The sequence below is a fragment of the Psychrobacter sp. ANT206 genome (assembly GCF_056880555.1).
Map to the genome: position 1 here is coordinate 1,296,322 of NZ_CP096271.1, position 22,050 is coordinate 1,318,371.

Consider the following 22,050-nt stretch of genomic DNA (forward strand, 5'->3'; position numbering starts at 1 on the left):
CTGTCGATCAACTTTATTTCATCACTTCTCGTTGTTAGGAAACTTCCATTATCATGTCTACTGTGTCATCAAACTATCGCTCATTTATAGCTTTACCATTGACGCTTGCGGTGTCAACTCTTCTTATCAGTGCGTGTAGTAATACATCAGCGGTGAAAAAGACGGGGGCGACTGGCAGCACAGCTGTGGTTAAGCGTCCTACCACGCAAGTTCAGCCAACGGGAAATGCAGATTATTCGACTGCATTTTTGGATGCTGAAAGCTTAGATGAGCTTGCTGATTTATTGGAAGCCACTGACATGACTATGGTTGAGGGCAACAAACTTGCTATTCAACAATATGGTGACTTGTGGAATCGCCTGCGTGCTGGGTATCGGATGAACGGTGGACAGCCGGTTTATAATCAGCGTATTGAAGCACAAAAAGGCTGGTTTACCAGTAGACAGGATTATTTGAACCGTTTAACAGCGCGTGCCAGTCGCTATATTTATCACACAGTAAGAGAGGCAGAGCGTCGCAATATCCCAACCGAGCTGGCTTTGCTGCCTGTGATTGAGAGCTCCTACGATCCAAGTGGCACCAGTAGTGCGGCAGCAGCAGGTTTATGGCAGTTTATTCCGAGTACGGGACGTATTTATGGTCTAAATCAAAGCAGTACATATGATGGTCGCCGTGATGTGATTGAGTCAACACGTGCCGCTTATGACTTTTTGACCGCATTGCACAATCAGTTTGGTAGTTGGGAGCTGGCATTAGCCGCTTATAATGCCGGTCCTGGTCGTGTGCAAAAAGCCATTGATGCCAATAGAGCTCAAGGTTTACCTACCGACTATTGGTCACTCAGATTACCGACTGAAACCATGAACTATGTACCACGCTTTTTGGCAGTTGCCGAAATCGTTGCCAAACCTGAAAAATACGGTGTCTATTTACCGGCTATCGCTAACCGTCAGCATTTCCGTAGTGTGCCTGTCAACTATGGCGTAAGCTTAGCCGAAGTATCGCAAGTCACGGGTGTTAGCTACGATGAATTAGAAAGATTAAATACGGCGTTAACCTCAGCACGTATCGATTCATCAGGTCCGCAGCGTATTATTATTCCTAATGATGTCAGTCTGACCACTGATGTGAAGCTGAGCGCTTTGAGGGGTAATGGCAGTAGTAATATTCTCGCTTCTAGCAATGCTGTTACGACGACTACGCCAAGCTACTCTGGGTCAACAACGCCAAGCTATAATAATAAGCCATATACTACCAGCTCATCATTGCCGGGCACTGGTAAGGGTCTTGCTGACTATGCTGCCAGTGCAAGCGTCCCGCAGCAAACCACCAGCTATATTCCGCCATCGTCATCAACGACCAGCAGCTCAGTTTATAGCAGCAGTGCCTCAGTGCGTACAGAGCCACCTTTAACCTCAGCAGAGACCAAAAAAATCAACGCTGAGCTGAAAAGTAGTAACAGCTTACCGACCACATCAGCGCAAATCACTCAAAACAATACCATCATTCAAGAGCCGCCGCTAAGTAAAGCGGAGCGTGATTTTATTGCCAATCAAATTCGTATTAATACGCCTGAAACCAATGTCATTAACGCCGATGGTAATATCAATCTATCTGCCGTACAGACGCAGCAGTCCGTCTTAGAAGCCACGGGACAAGAGAAGAAACTGAGCTTCCCAAAAACCTCAGTTAGTAAGCCAAAACCACAAGGCACACGTACCACTTATACGGTCAAACGCGGTGATACTTTGGCTAATATTGCCAGTCGCTCTGGTGTGAGCTGGCGCGATATTGCCGAATGGAATCAGATGGATGCCAGTGCCAAGCTACTCTCTGGTAGTACTTTGTATCTATATAATGCCAAAACTATCGAGCCATTGAGCGCTACCAGCAGCACTGTCGCGAGCCAGCCTGAAAGTTATGTGGTACAAGGCGGCGACACGCTTATAGGTACTGCCAATCGCTTTGGTTTATCAGTGACGCAGTTAGCAAGTTATAATAATTTGAGCAGCCGTGCAGACTTATTAAGAGGTCAGAAACTATGGCTTATCCCAGGCAAAGTAACAGCGCCAGTCAGCACTCCTGCCGCGCCATCTACTAAACCGAAGAAGTCATCGACTGCGACCAAAAACTATAAAGTAAAAGCGGGTGATGGCTTGATTGCACTTGCACGCCAATTTAATATAACGACTGAGACATTGGCCAGTCTTAATGATATTGGTACGACAGATTCATTATACGTCGGTCAGACCTTGAAAGTACCTGCCAGTGTAGACTTTACTTCTAACAGTGGGTCTACTGCTACACAGAGCACTGCTAGTAGCAATAACACCACAACCAAAGCCAGCAGTTCAAGCTCAGCGCCGACTAGCAATTATAAAGTCAAATCAGGGGATACCTTGATTGGCATCGCTAATAGTGTTGGGGTCAGCGCAGAAGATATTGCTGCCGTAAACAGTAATTTTGATGCTAATGCGCGTTTGCAACGTGGACAAACGATTAAAGTTCCTGTATCAAAAGAATTGGTTGATCGTCAGCTAAATGATGAGGCAGTCAGCTACAAGGTAAAATCAGGCGATACTTTGACGGGTGTTGCCCAGCGTTACAATATTGGCTTGGGTGATTTGGCAGCAGCTAACAATCTCAAGACCAATTCTAACTTGATCTTAGGTCGCACGATTACCATTCCTGCTAAGGGTAGCGTGAGTACTAGTGCGAATGCTGCGGCCAGTAGCAAGAGCAGTAGTTCGGTGAGCACAGAGACGACCAGTAAGGCTGATAGCGCGCCAGCTACCAGTAATAGCGGCAAAAAGCTCGGCAACACAGAAAGCTATAAGGTGCAGTCTGGCGATGGACTCATTGCTTTAGCACGCCGCTTCGGTGTTTCAGTTGAAGACTTAGCTGCTACCAATGATATTTCGACCAAAGCTCAGTTACAACGTGGTCAAACCATCAAAGTACCGAAATTAACGGTCAGCTATACGGTTGGCTCAGGAGACAGCTTGATTGGTTTGGCACGTAAATACGACGTTTCAACCAAAGAGCTTGCGGATATGAATGACATTGCAGTCGATACCATGCTGCAACGCGGTCAACGCTTAACGGTGCCTAATCGCTAATGTGTGCATGTTTGAATAAATGTTGTTAATAAAAAAGCTGCTCTTATAAAAGAGCAGCTTTTTTTATGGCAGTATCAATTATCAATATCTGATTAAACCGTGGCAGTTTTTATTGTTTCAAGATAGCTTCTGATATTGCTCACATAATGCATGGCTTGACCATAGCGGCTATTTGACGCTTTATTATCAGACAGATAGGCATATATGTTTGCCCAGCTTTTGTCATCGATACCTTTGGCACTCAATTTACGCTGAATACCTTTAACAGCATTTGGTCCCATATTATAAGCCGCAAGCGCAAACCAAATACGATCCGTTTTTGGTACATCGGCAAAATCAGTTTTCATCTGCTCTAAGTAACGAGCACCGCCGCCGATACTTTGGTAAGGGTCAACACGGTCTGAGACGCCCATTGCCTTTGCCGTATTATTAGTTAGCATCATAATGCCGCGTACTCCGGTCGGAGAGACTGCATTGGCATCCAAGTGCGACTCTTGATAACCCATGGCAACCAAAAGCTCCCAATCATGATTGTAGTTGCGCGCTTGTTCTTCAAACGAAGACTGATAATCAGGAAGCTTTTCTGTCAGTGTGGTCTTGAAATGATCTTGACTATAGGCATCTTTTAATAAGTCTTGGTTATAAAAGGCGGCTAGCTTTTGAGTATTATCAAGCTTGATGCTATCACATAAAAAATAGCTGGCTTTTTGTGACAATGGATCATTGGCAGAATTAAACGTCCAGCTTACTTTAGGATGCAAGCCATTTTTGGTCAAACTGGCATCATAACCACAGCTGACATTAATAGAAGACAAATTCAGCTGGCTTTTTAATTGGGTGCTGGCCGTGGTCAATGCCATATCCGCATCGCCTGACTGTAACGCTCTTAGCGCAGCTTCCTCATCAGCATAAGCTTTGAGAGTGACTTTTACCCCAAGCTCATCAGCATAGTTACGCACTAAGTCGTAACCAAATCCATGTTGGAAGCCATCGGTCGCAAAATAAGTGCTATCGCCTGGAACAGCAGCGAGGGTCAAGGTCTTCTCCAGCATAACATGGTCATAAGCTGGTACTTGGTTATTCATGGTCGTCAGACTCTCAGCAGGGAGTGAGAGTAGGGCGATGCTTGAGATTTGCGCCAATTTCTTGGTTTTGGCGAAACGAGTCACTTTGATAGATGCAATAGCTGGAACGATGTTACTTTCGGTGTTTAGCAAGCGTTTAGATGGACGCAATATATATGAGATACGGCGTTTAGCCCCTCGCGCAGATGCTTTCGCACGATAAGTAATTCGCTGCATGGATGTCTCCTAATTTTAGCCATCCTACTTACCATAAAAATACGTGCTCATTTACGCCAATATCAGCAGCATAAATAGAGGTGCATTTTAAATACTATAAAATTTACATACTTATTGAGCATATAAATCTCATAACATCTCGTTTAAATATAGCCGTACAGTCTCAGCTGGCAACCTTATAGCAAGGGGTGTAAGAGCATAAAAAAGCACTTTAATACCTGATTGCTAAAAAAAGGCTGCAAAACACCGCAAAGGCGCTAAATCAGATGATTCCTTCATCAATGATAGACTTGGCTGTGATTCGAACTATTTAAACGACATTATTTAAAAGACACTTTAACATCGGTAAGGTCATGAATAAATTATTGGAAAAACGTGGCGTGAGCAGGATATGCTCAGAGTTGTTACGCTGGTATGGATAATCAAATACTCTGACTATGTTAAGAGTAAATGGTCACTCATACCGTTTATCCAGCAATAAAGACAAGCAAGTTAATCTGTCTGATAAATAAGACTGATCAATAAAAGCCAATGAATAAAAAACCATCAAGCAGTTTGCTGTACCGCTACTGCAACACTAAAATAGGAAATATCACCTTACTCAAGAATGTATAAGCCGAGGTGATATTATATTGATTGCTATCTACAGCCCTATTAAAAAAGTAAAAATAATAGGATTTTAGACCTCAATCATCATTTTAGTGCCATAACCGGAAGCTGTAATAATGGGGAGTCTCATGACAAGACATTCTTTCTACAGATAGTAATATGCAGATATTCATCTGATTATTCAAGTGTAGTTAAGAAAATTGCGATAAAACTTAACAATAGCACTATAGAAGGTAATAATTTAGCCTGTTTTCTATCGCATAATTTCGATTTAATGAATATAAGTTTGTTCTGTTACTGGCCAAAATAAAAAAGACAGGTAAGCAAAAATCTGCTTATCTGTCTTTTTTAGGAGAAAAATAAGGTTCTGCTGCTTAAGCAGGATTATCGATATCGATAAATGTCACTGGCAAGTCAAACTGCTGAGCAACAATCCTACCTAATGCTTCAATGCCGCCGCGTTCTGTCGCATGATGTCCGCAAGCAAAATAGTCAATGCCAAGCTCACGGGCGATATGAGTGGTACGCTCTGATATTTCACCAGAAATAAATGCATCACAGCCCATTAATGATGCTTGCTCAATCATATCTTGTGCGCCGCCCGTGCAGATGCCCACTCGCTCAATTAACTTATTACTGTTATGAGTATCGACGTTATACTCAGCGGCAATATGTAATGGCATGCGCCCCAATGCTTGAGTAATTTGAGCGATAAGGCTTTGAGCACTCTGTGCGGTGCAAATGGCAATATTACCAACCGGATGTGTCTCAGCAGGATACAGTGCCTCGATGATGGTCATGTTTAACGCCGCCGCCAATGTGGCATTGTTACCAATGACGGGATGGGCATCGAGTGGTAGGTGATAGCCGATCAAGGAGATACCATGTTGCATAAGCTTGCGAATACGCTGACCTTTCATACCAGTCAATGGGGCAGGTTCACCTTTCCAAAAATAGCCATGATGTACCATGATTGCATCAGCATTATCTGCAATGGCGGCATCAATCAATGCTTCACAGGCAGTCACGCCAGTAACAATACGCTGAATAGGCCGACCGCCATCTACTTGTAAACCATTCGGTGCATAATCTTTAAAGGCATTCGCTGATAAGTAATCATCGCAAAATTCAGTTAAGGAGTGTGCAGTAATGATAGTATTTGATGATGTGATTAAGACATCGTGCGTACTCATAGTATTCCCTTATAAAAATTTCAATTAATAATTTCAGTAGCTCAAGTATTTATAAATAATGAATTATTTCTCGTGATCACTATTTTAACATGATGCGGCAAAAGAATAGACAAGCCCAATAACTGAAACGGTACACGATGCGCTACCATTGTATTATGAGGACAGCTATAATTTACACATGTGAAAGTGCCTTATATCAAGGCGTACGCCTGATATGCCTTAATACCGATTGTCTATGTGAAATTATAGAGGTTTTTATATGTCGTCATCCCCGAATGCCAATAACAAGGCTGGTCTCTTAAGGTGGTTACCTTGGATTTTACTGCTATTGGTCACAGCCGCCTTTATTTGGTTATTTGCGAGTATGAAGACAGCATCGGAGGCAAAATGGGAGCCGCCAAAGACCACACCTGCTGAGCAGCAAGCTTCCGAGCCGGTATCGGACTCACCAACGCCTATCGCCTCTTATCATAATGGTGTGGCTCGAGCCTCCCAGTCTGTGGTCAATATCTATACCACGCAGACGATGGCAGAACATCCTTATATGAACGATCCGGTGTTGCGCCGGTTTTTTGAATATCATGGCGCACCGTCAGAAGAGCAAGGCAATACCAACCTAGGTTCAGGCGTTATCGTGTCGGATGATGGTTATATCGTCACCAATGCCCATGTGATCGAAAAAGCCGATGAAATCACCGTTGCTTTTAATGATGGTCGTAAAAGCCGTGCAAAATTAATTGGCACAGACCCAGATAGTGATTTGGCAGTGATTAAAGTCGATATGACTGGGCTTACACCATTGGGCTTTCGTGAAAAACCGACGCTGGTAGGCGATGTAGCACTAGCGATTGGTAATCCCTTTGGTGTCGGTCAAACCGTTACCCAAGGTATTATTTCAGCGACGGGACGTACAGGGCTTGGCGTCAATAAGTTTGAAGATTTTATTCAAACTGATGCGGCTATCAATCCCGGTAACTCGGGCGGTGCATTGGTTGATGCACGTGGTGAGCTGATTGGTATTAATACTGCCATCTACTCACGCTCTGGTGGCTCTATGGGTATTGGATTTGCTATTCCTACCGCTATCGTTGAGCAAGTGATGAATGCTCTGATCAAAGATGGCAAGGTCAGTCGTGGTTGGCTGGGTATTGAGATACAATCGCAGCTGAGAGATCCGACACAGCTCGAATCATCAACAGGCGTAGAGGTACTTAACGTGGTTCCTAAGAGCCCAGCTGCTAAGAGCGGTCTAAAAGTTGGTGATATTGTTTTGACCATTGATGGGGTTGAGATGACTGATGCCAATACCTTGATTCAGTATGTCGCTCGTAAAGCACCTAATACCACGCTGCATGCTCAAATCTTACGTCAAGGTAAAAATGCGCAAGTGAAGATATTGCTAGAGGAGCGTCCAGTTGAAGAGCCAGTCACCGTTCCTGTTGTGATTCAAAATGAAACGCTTGGTGGTAATCAGCCACCAAGCCTGCAAGCTCCAGAACAAGATACCCCAATGATGTCAGAAGCCGAGCGTGACCGTATGCGTGAAGAGCTTTTATTACTGTTCGAAAGAGATGGTGCACCTTTGTAAAGAGGGTGTTTACCGATTCTCTGATCTCTAAGAGCAATAACAAAAAGCGCGCTATCTATAAGATAGCGCGCTTTTTTAATAAGTTTTGATTGATCGAATGGTTAGTAATTTGTTGATTTAGCAGCTACTTTTCTATCAGCTCATGATTGACATAAATCACGCCTTGTACTCTACAGCAGCAGGGTAGGATTTCATCTTTTTCAATCATAGCAAGCGGCTCAAAAGGATAATCAATAACGTGTGAGCTGGCGATACGCTTGATGCGGCAGCTGCCACAATAGCCTTCCTTACATTGATAATTGATATCATGTCCGGTGCGTAGCAATCCATCAAGCAAGCTTTCGTCATCATGCAAGTAAAATTGCTTCTTACTCGTCATTACCCAAGTCATAGTTTTATCCTATCTTTTTATAATATGGTCAATCCTAAATAAAATAAGTACAATTATTATAACGTGCTACTGGGATAAATTTTACTTGCTTGCTATGCCTACGTAGACAGAGACTGCGCAAAACTTATCCCAGCAGCACTACACTTATTCCATGATGAATCGACTATATTAAAAGCTCAATCTTGAAAAACTATCTTCTATAACTCAAAATCATCAAAATCGCTGTCTGATAAGTCTGAATCAATCTGACCGACCAAGTACGAGCTGATTTCAGTCTCTTGCGGGGCAACTTGCACGTTGTCAGACGACAACCACGTGTTAATCCACGGAATCGGATTTGATTTAGAGTTCGGGAATGCGACTGGTAAGCCAACCGCCTCCATACGTAAATTGGTGATGTATTCGATATATTGGCAAAGAATGTCTTTATTCAGCCCAATCATTGAGCCGTCTTTGAACAGATAGCCTGCCCATTCTTTTTCTTGCTCAGCCGCTTTACGGAATATCTCGATGCTTTCTTCATAGCACTCTTTGGCAATATCGACCATCTCAGGATCATCACGACCGATGCGCATGAGGTTAAGAATATGCTGCGTACCGGTTAAATGTAGCGCCTCATCACGAGCAATCAATTTAATAATCTTGGCATTACCTTCCATTAGCTTACGCTCAGCAAAGGCAAACGAGCAAGCGAATGACACATAAAAGCGAATGGCTTCTAGGACATTGACTGCCATCAAGCACAAATAAAGCTGCTTTTTTAGTGATTTTAAATCGATGGTAATTTGCTTACCATTGATCGTATGCGTGCCTGCACCATATAGGTTATATAGCGATGAGCTGTAATACAAATCATCATAGTACTTGGCGATGTCCGCCGCGCGCCCTAGGATATGCTCGTTCTGCATGATGTCATCAAAGACGATAGCAGGGTCATTGATAATATTACGAATGATATGGGTATAGCTGCGCGAGTGAATGGTCTCAGAAAACGTCCACGTCTCAATCCATGTCTCAAGCTCAGGAATCGATACCAATGGCAGTAGCACGACGTTTGGGCTACGACCTTGGATAGAGTCGAGCAGCGTCTGATACTTTAGGTTGCTGATAAAGATATGCTGTTCGTGTGAGGACAGATTGCCATAGTCCATACGATCACGTGACACATCAACTTCTTCTGGACGCCAAAAGAACGACAGCTGCTTTTCAATCAATTGCTCAAAGATAGGGTGCTTTTGTTGGTCGTAACGCGCCACGTTGACCGGATTACCAAAAAACATCGGCTCTGTTAGCGCATTGTTTGGCGTTTGGGAAAAAATCGAATAAGTCATGGGACTGCCTTTATCATTGATATGGTTATTAAGTTATAGGGTTTTGACTAGATTTGGTTTGATTGGATTATATTACAAGTGCTCTAAAGATATTTGTTCTGGCGTCTGTCCGTCATTCACATATGCTTTAAACATCTCACTCAGTTCGCTATCGTCCAAACCTTCCAATTCATCGATCGCACTTTTACGCAGCGCACTCAAGCCCTCATCATCTGATAGTTGCTGCATTTCTTTCTGTACGTCTTTTTTAGTCACTCTCTTTATTGGTTTTTTCAATACTTTTGTGGCGACTTTCTTTAATGCTTCTGGTTTTGCTGCTGTGCCTTCGCCTAATTGCTCACGGACGTCTGCGATGTCGACTTCTACTTGTACGATATGTGAGCCACCATCGTTTAGGTCTGAAAATACGTTTGGGATAAACAAACCACCGTCTTTGATGATTGCGGTATATTGCACATGACCTCCGTCGTTTTTATTGTTTGTGTGTTTCAGTTATAGCACTTAATGCCTCTTATAATGACTTTCATCATGGCTGGCGTGTCGCAAGATTGTCATATACTTTGTTATTTTCTCTTTTGCCTACTGCTAATACATAAACTACCACCACATCATCTTTTACGGTATATACCAGACGATAGCCTACGGTGCGTAATTTGATTTTATAAGTATCCGTATGTCCTGAGAGTTTTGACGCAGGCACACGAGGGTTTTCTAGTCGCTGCTGTAATTTTTTCTTAAACTGCTGCTGAATACTGGGCGCTAAATTTTTCCATTCTTTTAATGCTAAAGGGTGAAACTCAAGATCATAAGTCATCCAATGTTACCTTTATAGGTATTTGACCATCATTCATCCGTGCACTAACCGTTTGGCTTAATGCTATATCGTCCATCGCTTCCATCATGCGCTCATACATATCTGTAGACACTAGATAAGCCACCGGTTTATTGTGGTTTAAAATAGCAATGGACTCACCATCTGACTGTTTAATCAGTGCTGATGGGTTGGCCTTTAATTCTGAGATACTGGCTGTCTGTGTGGCAAATATTGGTTGCATGACTCATTCTCCGCTAATATTGCGATCTAAATATAGGGCTAATTTTAGCATGAAAATTAGGTCTTATTTGTTAATATATTTATGTGTAATTTGTAGGGTGCGCCTCGCGCACCTTTAAACTTGAACCAAAGCCCAGTATTTTGACATAGTAGGCTTAGGGTATGCCTCGCGCATCTTTAAACGCAAGTTCTATATCATCGGTGCGTGGAACACACCCTACAAAAACCGTTACGATCTAAAAGTAGGTTGGTGTCGAGGAACGAGACCCAACATATAATTTATTTAACATCGTTGGGTGTCGCAAGCTCTACTTAACCTACACTTATGATTTAATCTTGCAGCATGCTTAAGCATTTGCTAACTCAATCTTTGCGTTACCGAATTTATCGGCGAACTTATTATCTTTAGGCTTAGACGCGAATCCTTGAAACATTTTTGTATTGACGGCAACGTAAATTCTATTAGCAATAGACTCTTGAATGTCTTTCGACAAACCTGTCTGGCTTAAAAAATTATCTTTGATTTTTCTTACGTCACGTTCAACTTTGACTTTTTGAACTCTATTGATATTGTTTCCAACTCCAAAGATTATTAATCTTGTATTGTTATTTTCTAATCTTGCTCCAATTTTCTCCCACCATATTCTATCAGTGTCGCCAAATGATAAACCGAAGGCTACAATCAAATCTACTGTATCAATTATATTACTGAAACGGACATCAAGATTTTCACCTTTAGCTTCATTATGCTTGTGTTTGATGAGTGATTCTTCAATATCTAAATTATCGTGAAAACTTGAATTTGAAATTTGAGATGTGTCGTTGACACCTAGAATCATTCCGTCATCAACATGACCATGAATATGAATTATATTTCTCAATACATGTTTTATACCATCTTTTGTACGTGAATCTGAATGTTGCCCAATTACAGGGCTTTGATTATCTTTCAAAATTTGTTCAACGACGTTGGTATAATTGAAAGTCACAATGTCTATATTCCATACATGTTGCGGAAATACTTTCTTAAATTCTTCTAACTTTTCCTTATGAGTTAACTTTAAATATTTCTCGGGATATGATAAATCGTCTAAAAATTTTTCTATATTGATGTCAAAATTGCTAAAATCGGATTGTATCTTTTCCAAGTAACTTGATAAGCTTGAAAGAATACTATCAGTTACTTCATCGAAATCATCAACACTAAGATAATTATTAGTATTCTGACCTAATCCAATTTCTAAATCAGACCAAAAATCGTATCTACTGTCTATGATAGATTTTTTAAAATCACTGATCTGCTGTGATTCGTCTTCTACATCCATACAATAATATTCATAAAAGTCCTGATACCCAGTTTTTAATCCTAGATTAATATCAAAACCATTACCTAAAATAAATAAAACATTCATAGCTAGTCTCAGTTTATTTTTGTATTCTGAAATAAATAGTGGGCTTAACCCAAAAGCCAAACCCGCCATCCTTTAGAAATTCTCTTTAAAGAACTTCTCTTTAAAGAACTTCTCTTTCAAACTTAAATCTTACAAGCCCCGCCAGCGCAATCATCTTCCATATCCGCTTGGGCATCGTTCGCACCATCACGAGTGTTATGGTAGTACAACGTCTTCACGCCAAGCTTATACGCGTTTAGCAAGTCTTTTAGCAATATCTTCATTGGTACACGACCACCTTCATAACGAACGGGATCGTAGTTAGTATTGGCAGAGATACTTTGATCAACGAACTTCTGCATGACAGCGACCAGCTTTAGGTAACCATCATTGTTTGGCATTTGCCATAGTAGCTCATACTGATTTTTCAGCTTATCAATCTCAGGCACGACTTGCTTTAAGATGCCGTCTTTTGACGCTTTGATAGAGACCAGACCACGTGGTGGCTCGATACCATTGGTCGCGTTGGCGATCTGACTAGAGGTCTCAGACGGCATCAAGGCGGTTAGGGTAGAGTTGCGCAGACCGTGCTCAGTGATCTCGCCACGTAGCGTTTCCCAATCGAGATGTAGCGGCTCTTGGCAGATTTTATCCAAGTCTTTTTTGTACGTATCAATCGGCAGGATACCTTGTGAGTACGTCGTCTCATTGAACGCAGGACAAGCGCCTTGCTCTTTTGCCAATTTGTTTGACGCTTTTAAGAGATAGAATTGCAACGCTTCAAACGTTTGATGCGTCAGACCAATGGCACTGTCGTCTGAATAGCGTACGCCATTTTTAGCTAAGTAATAAGCGTAGTTAATCACGCCTACACCGAGCGTACGACGACGCATACTGCCGTTTTGAGCGGCTTTTACTGGATAGTCTTGATAATCGAGCAGGGCATCAAGCGCACGGACGATGAGCTCGGCTGGCTCTTCGATATCGCTGACGTTTTCGACTTTACCCAAGTTGACCGCTGATAGCGTACAAAGGGCAATTTCGCCTTCTTCGTCATTGATGTTATCAAGTGGCTTGGTCGGTAGCGCGATTTCCATACATAGGTTTGACTGGCGAATCGGCGCAACCGTCGCGTCAAATGGGCTATGGGTGTTGCAATGATCGACGTTTTGGATGTAGATACGACCTGTGCTGGCACGCTCTTGCATCATTAGGCTGAACAAATCAGCGGCTGGAATTTGGCGGCTACGAATAGCAGGGTCATTTTCGTACTTGGTATATAGCTCTTCGAATTTGTCTTGATCTTCAAAGAACGCATCATACAAGCCAGGAGTGTCGCCTGGAGAGAATAGCGAGATATCTTGACCTTTAATCAAACGGGTATACATGGTTTTGTTTAACTGTACGCCGTAATCCATATGACGGACACGGTTGTCTTCGACGCCGCGGTTGTTTTTCAATACTAAGAGCGACTCAACTTCTAAATGCCACAATGGATAGAACAACGTCGCTGCACCGCCACGGACGCCGCCTTGTGAACAGCATTTAACAGCCGTTTGGAACAGCTTATAGAATGGGATACAACCCGTATGCTGTGCTTCGCCGCCACGGATAGGGCTACCAAGGGCACGGATACGACCTGCGTTGATGCCGATACCAGCACGCTGTGACACATAGCGTACGATGGCGCTGGTGGTCGCATTGATAGAGTCTAGGCTATCACCGCATTCGATCAATACGCACGAGCTAAACTGACGCGATGGCGTACGCACACCAGACATGATAGGCGTCGGTAGTGAGATTTTGAATTGTGAGGTCGCATCATAGAAACGCTTCACATAGTTCATACGCTCTGATTTTTCGTAACGGCTAAACAAGCACATCCCAACCAACATGTACAAAAACTGTGGGCTTTCATACACGGTTTTGCTAACGCGATCTTGGACGAGGTATTTACCTGCCATTTGCTCAACAGCTGCATAAGCCAGATTCATATCGCGCCAGTGATCGAGATACTCTTCTAATTCGTCAAATTCAGCACGGCTATAATCGGCTAGGATATGCTGATCATATTTACCAGCGTCGGTAAGCTTTTTGACATGATCATAAAGGTGCGGTGGGGTAAATTTATTATAAGCAATCTTACGTAAATGAAAGATTGCCAAACGCGCCGCTAAATACTGATAGTCAGGCGTATCTTCAGAGATAAGATCTGCTGCTGACTTGATGATGGTCTCGTGAATATCACGTGTTTTGATACCTTCATAAAACTGAATGTGTGATTTTAGCTCTACTTGTGACACCGACACATTATCTAAACCGTGAGCTGCCCACTCGATAACCTTGTGAATTTTATCTAACTCGATAGGCTCTAAACGTCCATCACGTTTGGTTACTTGGATTTTATCGATATGTGTCATGCTGACCTCGTAAGTTGATTGCTTGATAGTTATTTACTGAATGACTTATTAGTGATGCCGCGCGGTGTAAGGACGCCAAGCATGCTTTATAACGCGATATATATGCTCATGATAGAGTGTTTTTTTGAGGCAAAAGCTAGCCACGGCTCATGGTGATGGTTAAAATCACTGAGCACTACATATAGCGTGTTTGTTAATAGGTGGACACAATATAGCGGGAAAATTTTGAAAATGCTATATTGATTTTAGCGGCAAACTATGTTGCTGAGGGCTTATACGTTGTCCAAATTTGGGCAAAGGACGATGGCATAAGGGTTAGACGCAAATGAGTTTAATAATAAATTTTTTGTAAAAATCTAATCACTCTTTGCTTTTTATTTTCTCGTAAATTGTTGACTAATAAAAGCAGTCACGGCAATAATAATGCGGGCGCAGATTGTACATCAAACCACAAAAAATCGCCACCCAAATGAGTGACGATTGTCATTATCTTCAGTGAATTTACGCCTATGATAGTAGGATTTGATAGAGGGCAGTAAGAGACTGTCAACCCTATCATAAGTTACATCACAATGCGTACCGTCTTAGCCGCATCAAGAGACGCATATAGGGTATTGACTTGCTCAGCAGTCGTTAAGTATAAGTTCACCCGTATAGAATGGAAGCGTCCTGTTTTTGAAGGTTTGACTTGCATAGACGCTAAGTCAAAATCCGGAAACTGGCTGCCTAAAATGAGTTTGACTTCGTTCAACAAAGTCTCATGCTCACCTTCATTACCGATAATGCTCATCGGGTAATTCATCGGAAAATCCCATAGCTCAGGATTTTGAATGTCGGTTTTTTTGCCTTTGATTTTGTCATTGCCCAACGATATTTGAGAGACGTTGACATCTTTTTTAGGATTTTGTTGATTATCGCTCATGGGTGAGTCCTTAGTGCTATTTTATAATGGGGCTTGAGTCTTAAACTTGGCTGGTATTTTAACAAACGACTATCGATTAACCACAAAAAAGCTGAGACGCGCTCAGCTTTTAGGCTCATATACTCTGCGATATATAAAGACAGTATGCTAAAAAGCTACTGTCTTTATAGGGGGGTTATCAGTCATTTTCAAGGAAAGAGCGCAGATGCTCAGAGCGTGATGGATGACGCAATTTACGCAATGCTTTTGCTTCAATCTGACGAATACGCTCACGCGTCACATCAAACTGCTTGCCAACTTCTTCCAAAGTATGGTCGGTCGGCATATCGATACCAAAACGCATTTTGAGCACGCGTGCTTCACGCTCAGTCAAGTTGCCTAATACATCACGCGTCGCTTCACGTAGACCAGCAGCCGTCGCATCGTCAACAGGGCTTGAGATCGTACCATCTTCGATAAAATCACCTAGGTGCGAATCTTCATCATCACCGATAGGCGTCTCCATTGAGATAGGCTCTTTGGCGATTTTTAGTACTTTACGGACTTTGGCTTCGTCCATCTCTAAGCGTTCGCCTAATTCCTCAGGCGTTGGCTCGCGTCCCATTTCTTGTAGCAATTGACGAGAGACACGATTGATCTTATTAATCGTCTCAATCATATGCACAGGGATACGGATGGTACGTGCTTGGTCAGCGATAGAGCGGGTGATTGCCTGACGAATCCACCAAGTCGCATAAGTTGAAAACTTATAACCACGGCGATATTCAAATTTATCGACGGCTTTCATCAAGCCGATATTACCTTCTTGAATCAAATCCAAGAACTGCAAACCACGGTTGGTATATTTTTTGGCAATTGAGATAACGAGACGTAAGTTAGCCTCGACCATCTCTTTTTTGGCACGGCGGGCTTTGGCTTCACCAATAGCCATACGGCGCGCCACATCTTTCATGTCGTGGATTTCCATCTCAAGCTTATGCTCGTAATCACGGATAGCACGTTGTAACAAGATAACATCGTCGGCGACTTTCTCTAACGTGGCAGCAAAAGCAGGCTTACCTTTAATACGCTCAATCAACCAATCAACGTTGGTTTCATTACTTGGAAAAGTCTTACGGAACTCTTCGCGCGGCATACGACCACGGCGAATCACCAAGCGCATGATTTGACGCTCATGCTTACGCACGTCATCATAAACATCATGCATGATGGCCATGACTTGATCAGATAGACGGTTATTCAGCTTTAGCATCATAAAGCGGCTAGCCAGTTGCTCGTAAGCTTCATTGGCTTGGGTGCTACCACGACCATAATCAAGTAAGGCTTGCTTGGCTTTAATAAATAGATGCTCGATCTCTTCTAGACGCAGGCGCACTTCTTCTGGATCGATACCGCTGGTTTCTTCTTCAGCGTCCTCTTCCACTTCCTCGTCGTCCTCCTCGTCATCATCAAGCCCAGATTTTACTTTGGCTTTTTCTTTGATGATCGGCGGATTTTCTTTTTCTTCTTTGATGCGCTCGCGTTCTTCCTTCGCTGCTTCTTTGGCTTCTTGAGCAGCGATTTTGTCTTCTTCGGTTTCAGGGTCTAAGAAACCAGTGATAACGTCAGAAAGTTTTTTCTCGCCATCTTGGACTTTTTGGTACTCGTCAAGGACGAACTGTACCGTACCCGGCCAGTAAGACATGGCATGCTGTACGTCACGAATACCTTCTTCGATACGCTTGGCAATGGCAATCTCGCCTTCGCGCGTTAATAGATCAACCGTACCCATCTCACGCATATACATACGCACAGGGTCAGTGGTGCGACCAGGTTCGGTCTCAACAGAAGCTAGTACCGCTGCTGCCTCATCCGCTGCCATGTCATCATCACTTGAATCATCGTTCATCAAGATGTCATCGGCATCAGGCGCAGATTCAAAGATTTTGATGCCAACGTCGGTTAGCATTTGTACAATATCTTCGATCTGATCGCTTTCGGTAATAGAGTCGGGCAGTTGGTCATTCACCTCAGCATAGGTAAGATACCCTTGCTCTTTACCCATTTGGATTAAGGTGGCCAGTTGAGATGTGGACTTAGAAACTGACTTATCGTTCATAAATACTCGCTTACTTGCATCGGACATTTTTATATTGTGACTGGCTATCGCTCGCTGAGTGCGTTGATCTTATCAATCGATTGATCAAAATATGGCGTAAAGGTAGTCAATAATATCAAAAATGAGTGGATATGAATAAAGGCTCAAAATACTACAATTACAATGTTATAAAACCGCTAACGCTCAAAAATTTTCAAAGGCTAATACCTAAAAATAAATATTTTAAAATACGCTTTAACGATAACATTTAAAAATTTATACCTAAAACTGTGCTCAATCATACGGGCGTATCATCATTTTGTCGTTATTCATTAAGCCATGCTATAAATAGTTAGCGACATAGTTTAACACAGACCAGTGTAATCAAGCACGAGGTAGTGATATCTACCGACTGTTATTTACTGATTATTTACCAGCTATTCCATGTTAAACATAGTTTTAATAACAGGCAGTTTTAATAAGCTAAGACAACAGTGCATAATCATTAATAGTGGGGACAATGTCGACCCTTTTAAAGGGCAGCTGTTTTATAAATAAAATCTAATAATCATATTAAGATTTAACCGTCGCCATTTGTGCTGATTGCTCTGCTTGCTGCGCACGTAACCAGTCATTTAATAACTGGGATTGTTTGCGGACAATCGCCAGTTTTATATTGTCAGGATTCTTAATCAAATCTTGTGTTTTCTTCTTCATATGGCGTTCAATCAGTTGGCTGACCAACTCTTCGACCAAACCATCGAGGCTCAAGATATTACGACTGGTCAGGGCTTTATAAAAGCTGCCCCAATCACGGCTAAGCGTCTCTTGGGTCAAGGGTTTGACGTTAGAGAGAATAAAGTGTGCCGCCGCATTGGCATCTTTTGGCAAATATTTCAGGCAGCGCTTAATAGTGCTGACGACATCAAGTAATGCCGTGTCCTGCATATCCTCCCAAGCCAGCGGGCGTAAAACATCAGCCGAGGCTTTTTGCTTAAGATGAGCGGGCAGGTGTAAGTCATTAATACCGGCTTGTTGCCAAATGGCTTCGATAGGATCATCAATCAAGGCACGCGGCTGGAATACAAAGCACAGTTGAAGCTGCTGACTGATGGTCATCTCACCATCAAAATCTAGCAGGGCATCTTTGGCTTCGATGTTTTGGCTACGTTTGCCGCCAAGCTTTTGATAAATGTCATTATTGAGCAGGTAGCGGAAACTACTGCCTTTTGGTAAGGCAGTAGTCAAGGCGCGTACTTGTGACATGAGCTTGGCTTTGCCTTCCACCAAACTCAAATCATGACGCTCACTGAGATAGGCAAAGATATACTGTGATAGCGGCATGGCGTTAGTGATCTGCTCACGCATTGCATCCGCGCCCTGACTTTTTATAAAGGTATCAGGGTCATGATTGTTGGGCAGCGTTAAAAAACGCAGCTCTTTTTCATCACTGAGCACCGGTAGCGCCACTTCAAGCGTACGCCAAGCGGCTTTTTGTCCGGCGCTATCACCATCAAAACTTAAGGTTAATGTTGGATTTAGCGTTAATAGACGTGAGATTTGACTCTCATTAATTGCCGTGCCCATCGACGCAATGGCCCCATAAATACCGACTTGATATAGGGCAATCACATCCATATAGCCTTCAACCACTAGCCAGTCATTTGCACGTTTTTGGCGTGACTCATAATAGCCATATAGTACATGCTGCTTATGAAAGACGGGCGAGTCAGAAGAGTTGATATATTTGGGCTTTACCTCATCATCAAGCGCACGACCACCAAAACCAATCGTACGCCCTTGATTGTCTCGAATAGGGAAAATAACCCGATCACGAAGTAGGTCATAATCGCGTCCAGATTCTGAGCGCCGCACTAAGCCAAGCGCTTTGAGACCTTCGATATCTTGTGGAAATTGATGCTCAAGATGTTGCCAACCAAAAGGCGCGTAGCCCAAGCCAAAAGTTTCGAAGATTTCATCGCTAATACCGCGCGATAAGAAGTAATGCTTAGCATGAGGGTGAATACTGAGATTATGTTGATAAAACTGCTGTATCTGCTCTAGCAGCTCATATAAGTTGCCATCTTTATCAGAGATACTATTATCATTGTAGAGAGTATTATCATCACCGGTTAACCATGCAGGCGGATAGCTATTGTCATCTTGATAATGAGCATCATAGCCATCCATTACATAAGGAACGGCATCGTAAGTATCTAACGGTGGATAATTGTCATAACTATGGTGGTCATCATAAATGGGCGGCTGGGTATCATCAGCTGGCATGATTATGGCTGACTCATTATTGGTTACTGGCTGACTATCATTTTTTCGCAGATGCGTTGCCAATGTTGCTGGCTTAATAGCAGATTTTGGCTTAGCTTTTGATTTAATAGGGGCACGCTGATAGCTGACGTTTTGCTGTTCTTCTTTTGGCACTTCAATGCCCGTCTGCTTGGACAGCTCATTGACCGCTTCAATAAAGGTGAGATTTTCATAATCACGTAAAAAACTGATGGCATTGCCACCGACGCTACAACCAAAGCAGTGATAGATGTTTTTTTGTGGATTGACATAAAAAGACGGCGACTTTTCACCATGAAAAGGGCAGCAGCCTTTAAACTCACTACCAGCACGTTTAAGCGTAGTATGACGCCCAATGATACTGACTAAATCAGCTTGGCTATTTAATTGTTCAAGAATGTGATTTGGGATACTCATGCGAAAAACAGTTTACCATAGGTGCAATATTGTTGATGCTCAAAATAATGCAAAAACCAAAACAGAAAAAATAAGGCCAACCGTATCGTTGACCTTATTTTTAGTTGACGTCTGACGCCATGACAGCGTTATTGATTAAAGCGCATAAACGCTGTTAATCAATTATACCAAAATACGATTAATTGCTATCGGTCATATCGATGCTGTCATTTTCAACCGCCCCTAAGCGTACACGACGATTGTCATCAGTCAGACGCAGCGGAGAAGTGCTGCTTGGGGCTGCTGTATTTGCAGCATTGTCGCTTGGCAATCTCAGTTGAGTGGCATTGCGAATGACTTGAGTTTTGGTCGCACCGCTATAGTTGGCAGTGGAAACTGAAGTGTCTTTATCAAAACGACTCAGCTGTCCAAAAGTTAACTTGTTCACTAGAGAACGCTCACGTTTGGTATTGAGCTTCACACGTCCATCAGCGCTTAGCATGTTCGGATAGTTAATTTGCAATAAAGTTTTATACTCGTTTGCTAAATCAGTTAGACCTAATTTTTCATGGCTATAAGCAAGGACGGCAATCGCATCTGGCACAGATTCGCTGAGTGGATAATATTGAAAGACCCATTTGGCACGATTGACAGCAGCCACATAAGCTTCGCGCTCAATATACCAATTAGCAGCGCTCATCTCACTTTCGGCAAACTGATTATAAATAAAAGTCATGCGCTGAGCGGCATCAGGTGCGTAAGGACTGTTTGGGTATTTGTTCAACAGCTCTTGGAAATTGGCGAAAGCAATACGATAGTAAGCAGTATCGCGCTCCGCTTGGTTGAGCTTAAACAGTTTTAAACCTTCAGACGAGCCTTGCATATTGGCAACGCCGCGCACATAGTAAGCGTAGCTCACTTGCGGGTTAGACGGGTACAGACGAATGAACTGCTCAGCACTGGCAGCCGCAGTTTCATATTTACCACTGGCATATTGTGCATACATCATATCGAGCAAAGATTGCTCGGCATATTGTCCAGTCGGATAAAAAGTACGCAAGTTGGTTAAATCTTCGATCGCTTGGGTATAGCGACCTTTATCAATCTGAGCAATCGCGTCGTTATAGTACGCTTGCTCTGACTTCTCAGCAGTGACCACTGCATCCACGTCTTTACCGCCGGTGAGGTTTTTAAAGGTTTGACAACCCACTAAGTTGACACTTAGGGCAAGTAAAGTGATTGAGGACAGTTTGATAAACGTATTGCCAACAGCTTGCATACTTCTTCTCCGACACAAGACGTATAATAGCAGCGACGCTATCATACTATTTAGTAGATTGATGATAAAAAACGATGCTTGGTGCATCAATAATGGTCCATCATTTTACATGCCAATCACTAAGCATGCGTATTATCGTTATAAAAACATGCTCATTAAAAAACATAGTTATTAATTTATTAAAAATTTACTCTGTAAACATGTTACGCAATAAGGCGTGCATCACATGTAAAGCTTATATAAAAGAGCTGCAATAACGACACAGTGCCATAGCATACAGCAAAACATGGCTTACTTTATAGAATAACATTTGCTGCGTCTATTTTTTCATGAGCTATTTTGTAGTTAGGTGCACTGCTGGCTTATTCTATAATGCATTTTTATTCAGTGATACCTTAAGTACATTCCACTAATATAGTACAACGTTTGAATCGCCACGCTTATCATGATTGCGCCCGCTAGTTTAGCATGAGCGGTTGCAACGGGCGATATTCAATAGTGCTGACAGTGACAAATATACAGTAAATTACAGCCATGTTATATTTTAGAGAGCTAATGAGTGTTATAAATTGCCAGATAACACGCAGCTTCTATAGGGCTTAAACGCTCAGCATGTTACACTAGAGCGATATTATTGCCATTTTTGACCACGATTATTATTTATGGTCTATAAGT

15 protein-coding genes are annotated in these 22,050 nt (G+C 42.5%); 2 read left to right on the top strand and 13 right to left on the bottom strand.

Annotation, left to right across the window (positions count from 1 at the left end):
• The first annotated feature begins 53 nt into the window (after positions 1 to 53).
• Complete coding sequence (locus tag M0221_RS05500; RefSeq protein WP_483284624.1) at positions 54 to 3,119, top strand: LysM peptidoglycan-binding domain-containing protein; 3,066 nt, start codon at positions 54 to 56, stop codon at positions 3,117 to 3,119.
• Between the two features lie 92 nt (positions 3,120 to 3,211).
• Here M0221_RS05500 and M0221_RS05505 read toward each other — a convergent pair whose 3' ends face one another.
• A complete protein-coding gene (locus tag M0221_RS05505) occupies positions 3,212 to 4,420 on the bottom strand; it encodes an MltF family protein (RefSeq protein WP_483284625.1) in 1,209 nt (402 codons plus the stop codon).
• A gap of 983 nt (positions 4,421 to 5,403) precedes the next feature.
• Positions 5,404 to 6,222 carry a Nif3-like dinuclear metal center hexameric protein gene (locus M0221_RS05510; RefSeq protein WP_483284626.1) on the bottom strand — a complete coding sequence of 273 codons (819 nt, stop codon included), beginning with the start codon at positions 6,220 to 6,222 and terminating at the stop codon, positions 5,404 to 5,406.
• Between the two features lie 259 nt (positions 6,223 to 6,481).
• Here M0221_RS05510 and M0221_RS05515 point away from each other — a divergent pair, with 259 nt between their 5' ends.
• Positions 6,482 to 7,810, top strand: coding sequence for a S1C family serine protease (locus M0221_RS05515; protein ID WP_483284627.1), 1,329 nt, complete (start codon positions 6,482 to 6,484; stop codon positions 7,808 to 7,810).
• A 124-nt stretch (positions 7,811 to 7,934) separates the two neighbouring features.
• On the opposite strand, the gene yfaE is transcribed toward M0221_RS05515, so the two are convergent.
• From yfaE to M0221_RS05570, 11 genes are all read right to left on the bottom strand, one after another.
• Positions 7,935 to 8,201 (bottom strand): class I ribonucleotide reductase maintenance protein YfaE, encoded by a 267-nt coding sequence (gene yfaE, locus M0221_RS05520; RefSeq protein WP_011513453.1) that lies wholly within the window; start codon positions 8,199 to 8,201, stop codon positions 7,935 to 7,937.
• 197 nt (positions 8,202 to 8,398) lie between these two features.
• Entirely contained in the window at positions 8,399 to 9,532 is a 1,134-nt protein-coding gene (nrdB, locus tag M0221_RS05525; protein WP_020443319.1) for a class Ia ribonucleoside-diphosphate reductase subunit beta, read from the bottom strand.
• Between the two features lie 72 nt (positions 9,533 to 9,604).
• Positions 9,605 to 9,988: a hypothetical protein gene (locus tag M0221_RS05530; protein ID WP_483284628.1), complete on the bottom strand. Its 384-nt coding sequence runs from the start codon at positions 9,986 to 9,988 to the stop codon at positions 9,605 to 9,607.
• A gap of 70 nt (positions 9,989 to 10,058) precedes the next feature.
• Entirely contained in the window at positions 10,059 to 10,346 is a 288-nt protein-coding gene (locus M0221_RS05535; RefSeq protein ID WP_483284629.1) for a type II toxin-antitoxin system RelE family toxin, read from the bottom strand.
• The gene (locus tag M0221_RS05540; protein ID WP_483284630.1) at positions 10,336 to 10,587 is read right to left on the bottom strand and encodes a type II toxin-antitoxin system Phd/YefM family antitoxin; all 252 of its coding nucleotides are present in this window, start codon (positions 10,585 to 10,587) and stop codon (positions 10,336 to 10,338) included. The genes M0221_RS05535 and M0221_RS05540 overlap by 11 nt, the downstream gene beginning before the upstream one ends.
• Before the next feature lie 346 nt (positions 10,588 to 10,933).
• Positions 10,934 to 12,067, bottom strand: a complete 1,134-nt coding sequence (locus M0221_RS05545; RefSeq protein ID WP_483284631.1) for an AbiH family protein — start codon at positions 12,065 to 12,067, stop codon at positions 10,934 to 10,936.
• Between the two features lie 53 nt (positions 12,068 to 12,120).
• Positions 12,121 to 14,397 (bottom strand): class 1a ribonucleoside-diphosphate reductase subunit alpha, encoded by a 2,277-nt coding sequence (gene nrdA, locus M0221_RS05550; RefSeq protein WP_483284632.1) that lies wholly within the window; start codon positions 14,395 to 14,397, stop codon positions 12,121 to 12,123.
• A gap of 562 nt (positions 14,398 to 14,959) precedes the next feature.
• Positions 14,960 to 15,319: a YbeD family protein gene (locus M0221_RS05555; RefSeq protein ID WP_011513459.1), complete on the bottom strand. Its 360-nt coding sequence runs from the start codon at positions 15,317 to 15,319 to the stop codon at positions 14,960 to 14,962.
• Positions 15,320 to 15,497: 178 nt separating this feature from the next.
• Positions 15,498 to 17,417: an RNA polymerase sigma factor RpoD gene (gene rpoD / locus M0221_RS05560; RefSeq protein ID WP_020443327.1), complete on the bottom strand. Its 1,920-nt coding sequence runs from the start codon at positions 17,415 to 17,417 to the stop codon at positions 15,498 to 15,500.
• A 552-nt stretch (positions 17,418 to 17,969) separates the two neighbouring features.
• On the bottom strand, positions 17,970 to 20,117 hold the full coding sequence (locus M0221_RS05565) for a DNA primase (RefSeq protein WP_483284633.1): 2,148 nt from the start codon (positions 20,115 to 20,117) through the stop codon (positions 17,970 to 17,972).
• Between the two features lie 178 nt (positions 20,118 to 20,295).
• Entirely contained in the window at positions 20,296 to 21,375 is a 1,080-nt protein-coding gene (locus M0221_RS05570) for an outer membrane protein assembly factor BamD (protein ID WP_133104202.1), read from the bottom strand.
• Between the last annotated feature and the right edge of the window lie 675 nt (positions 21,376 to 22,050).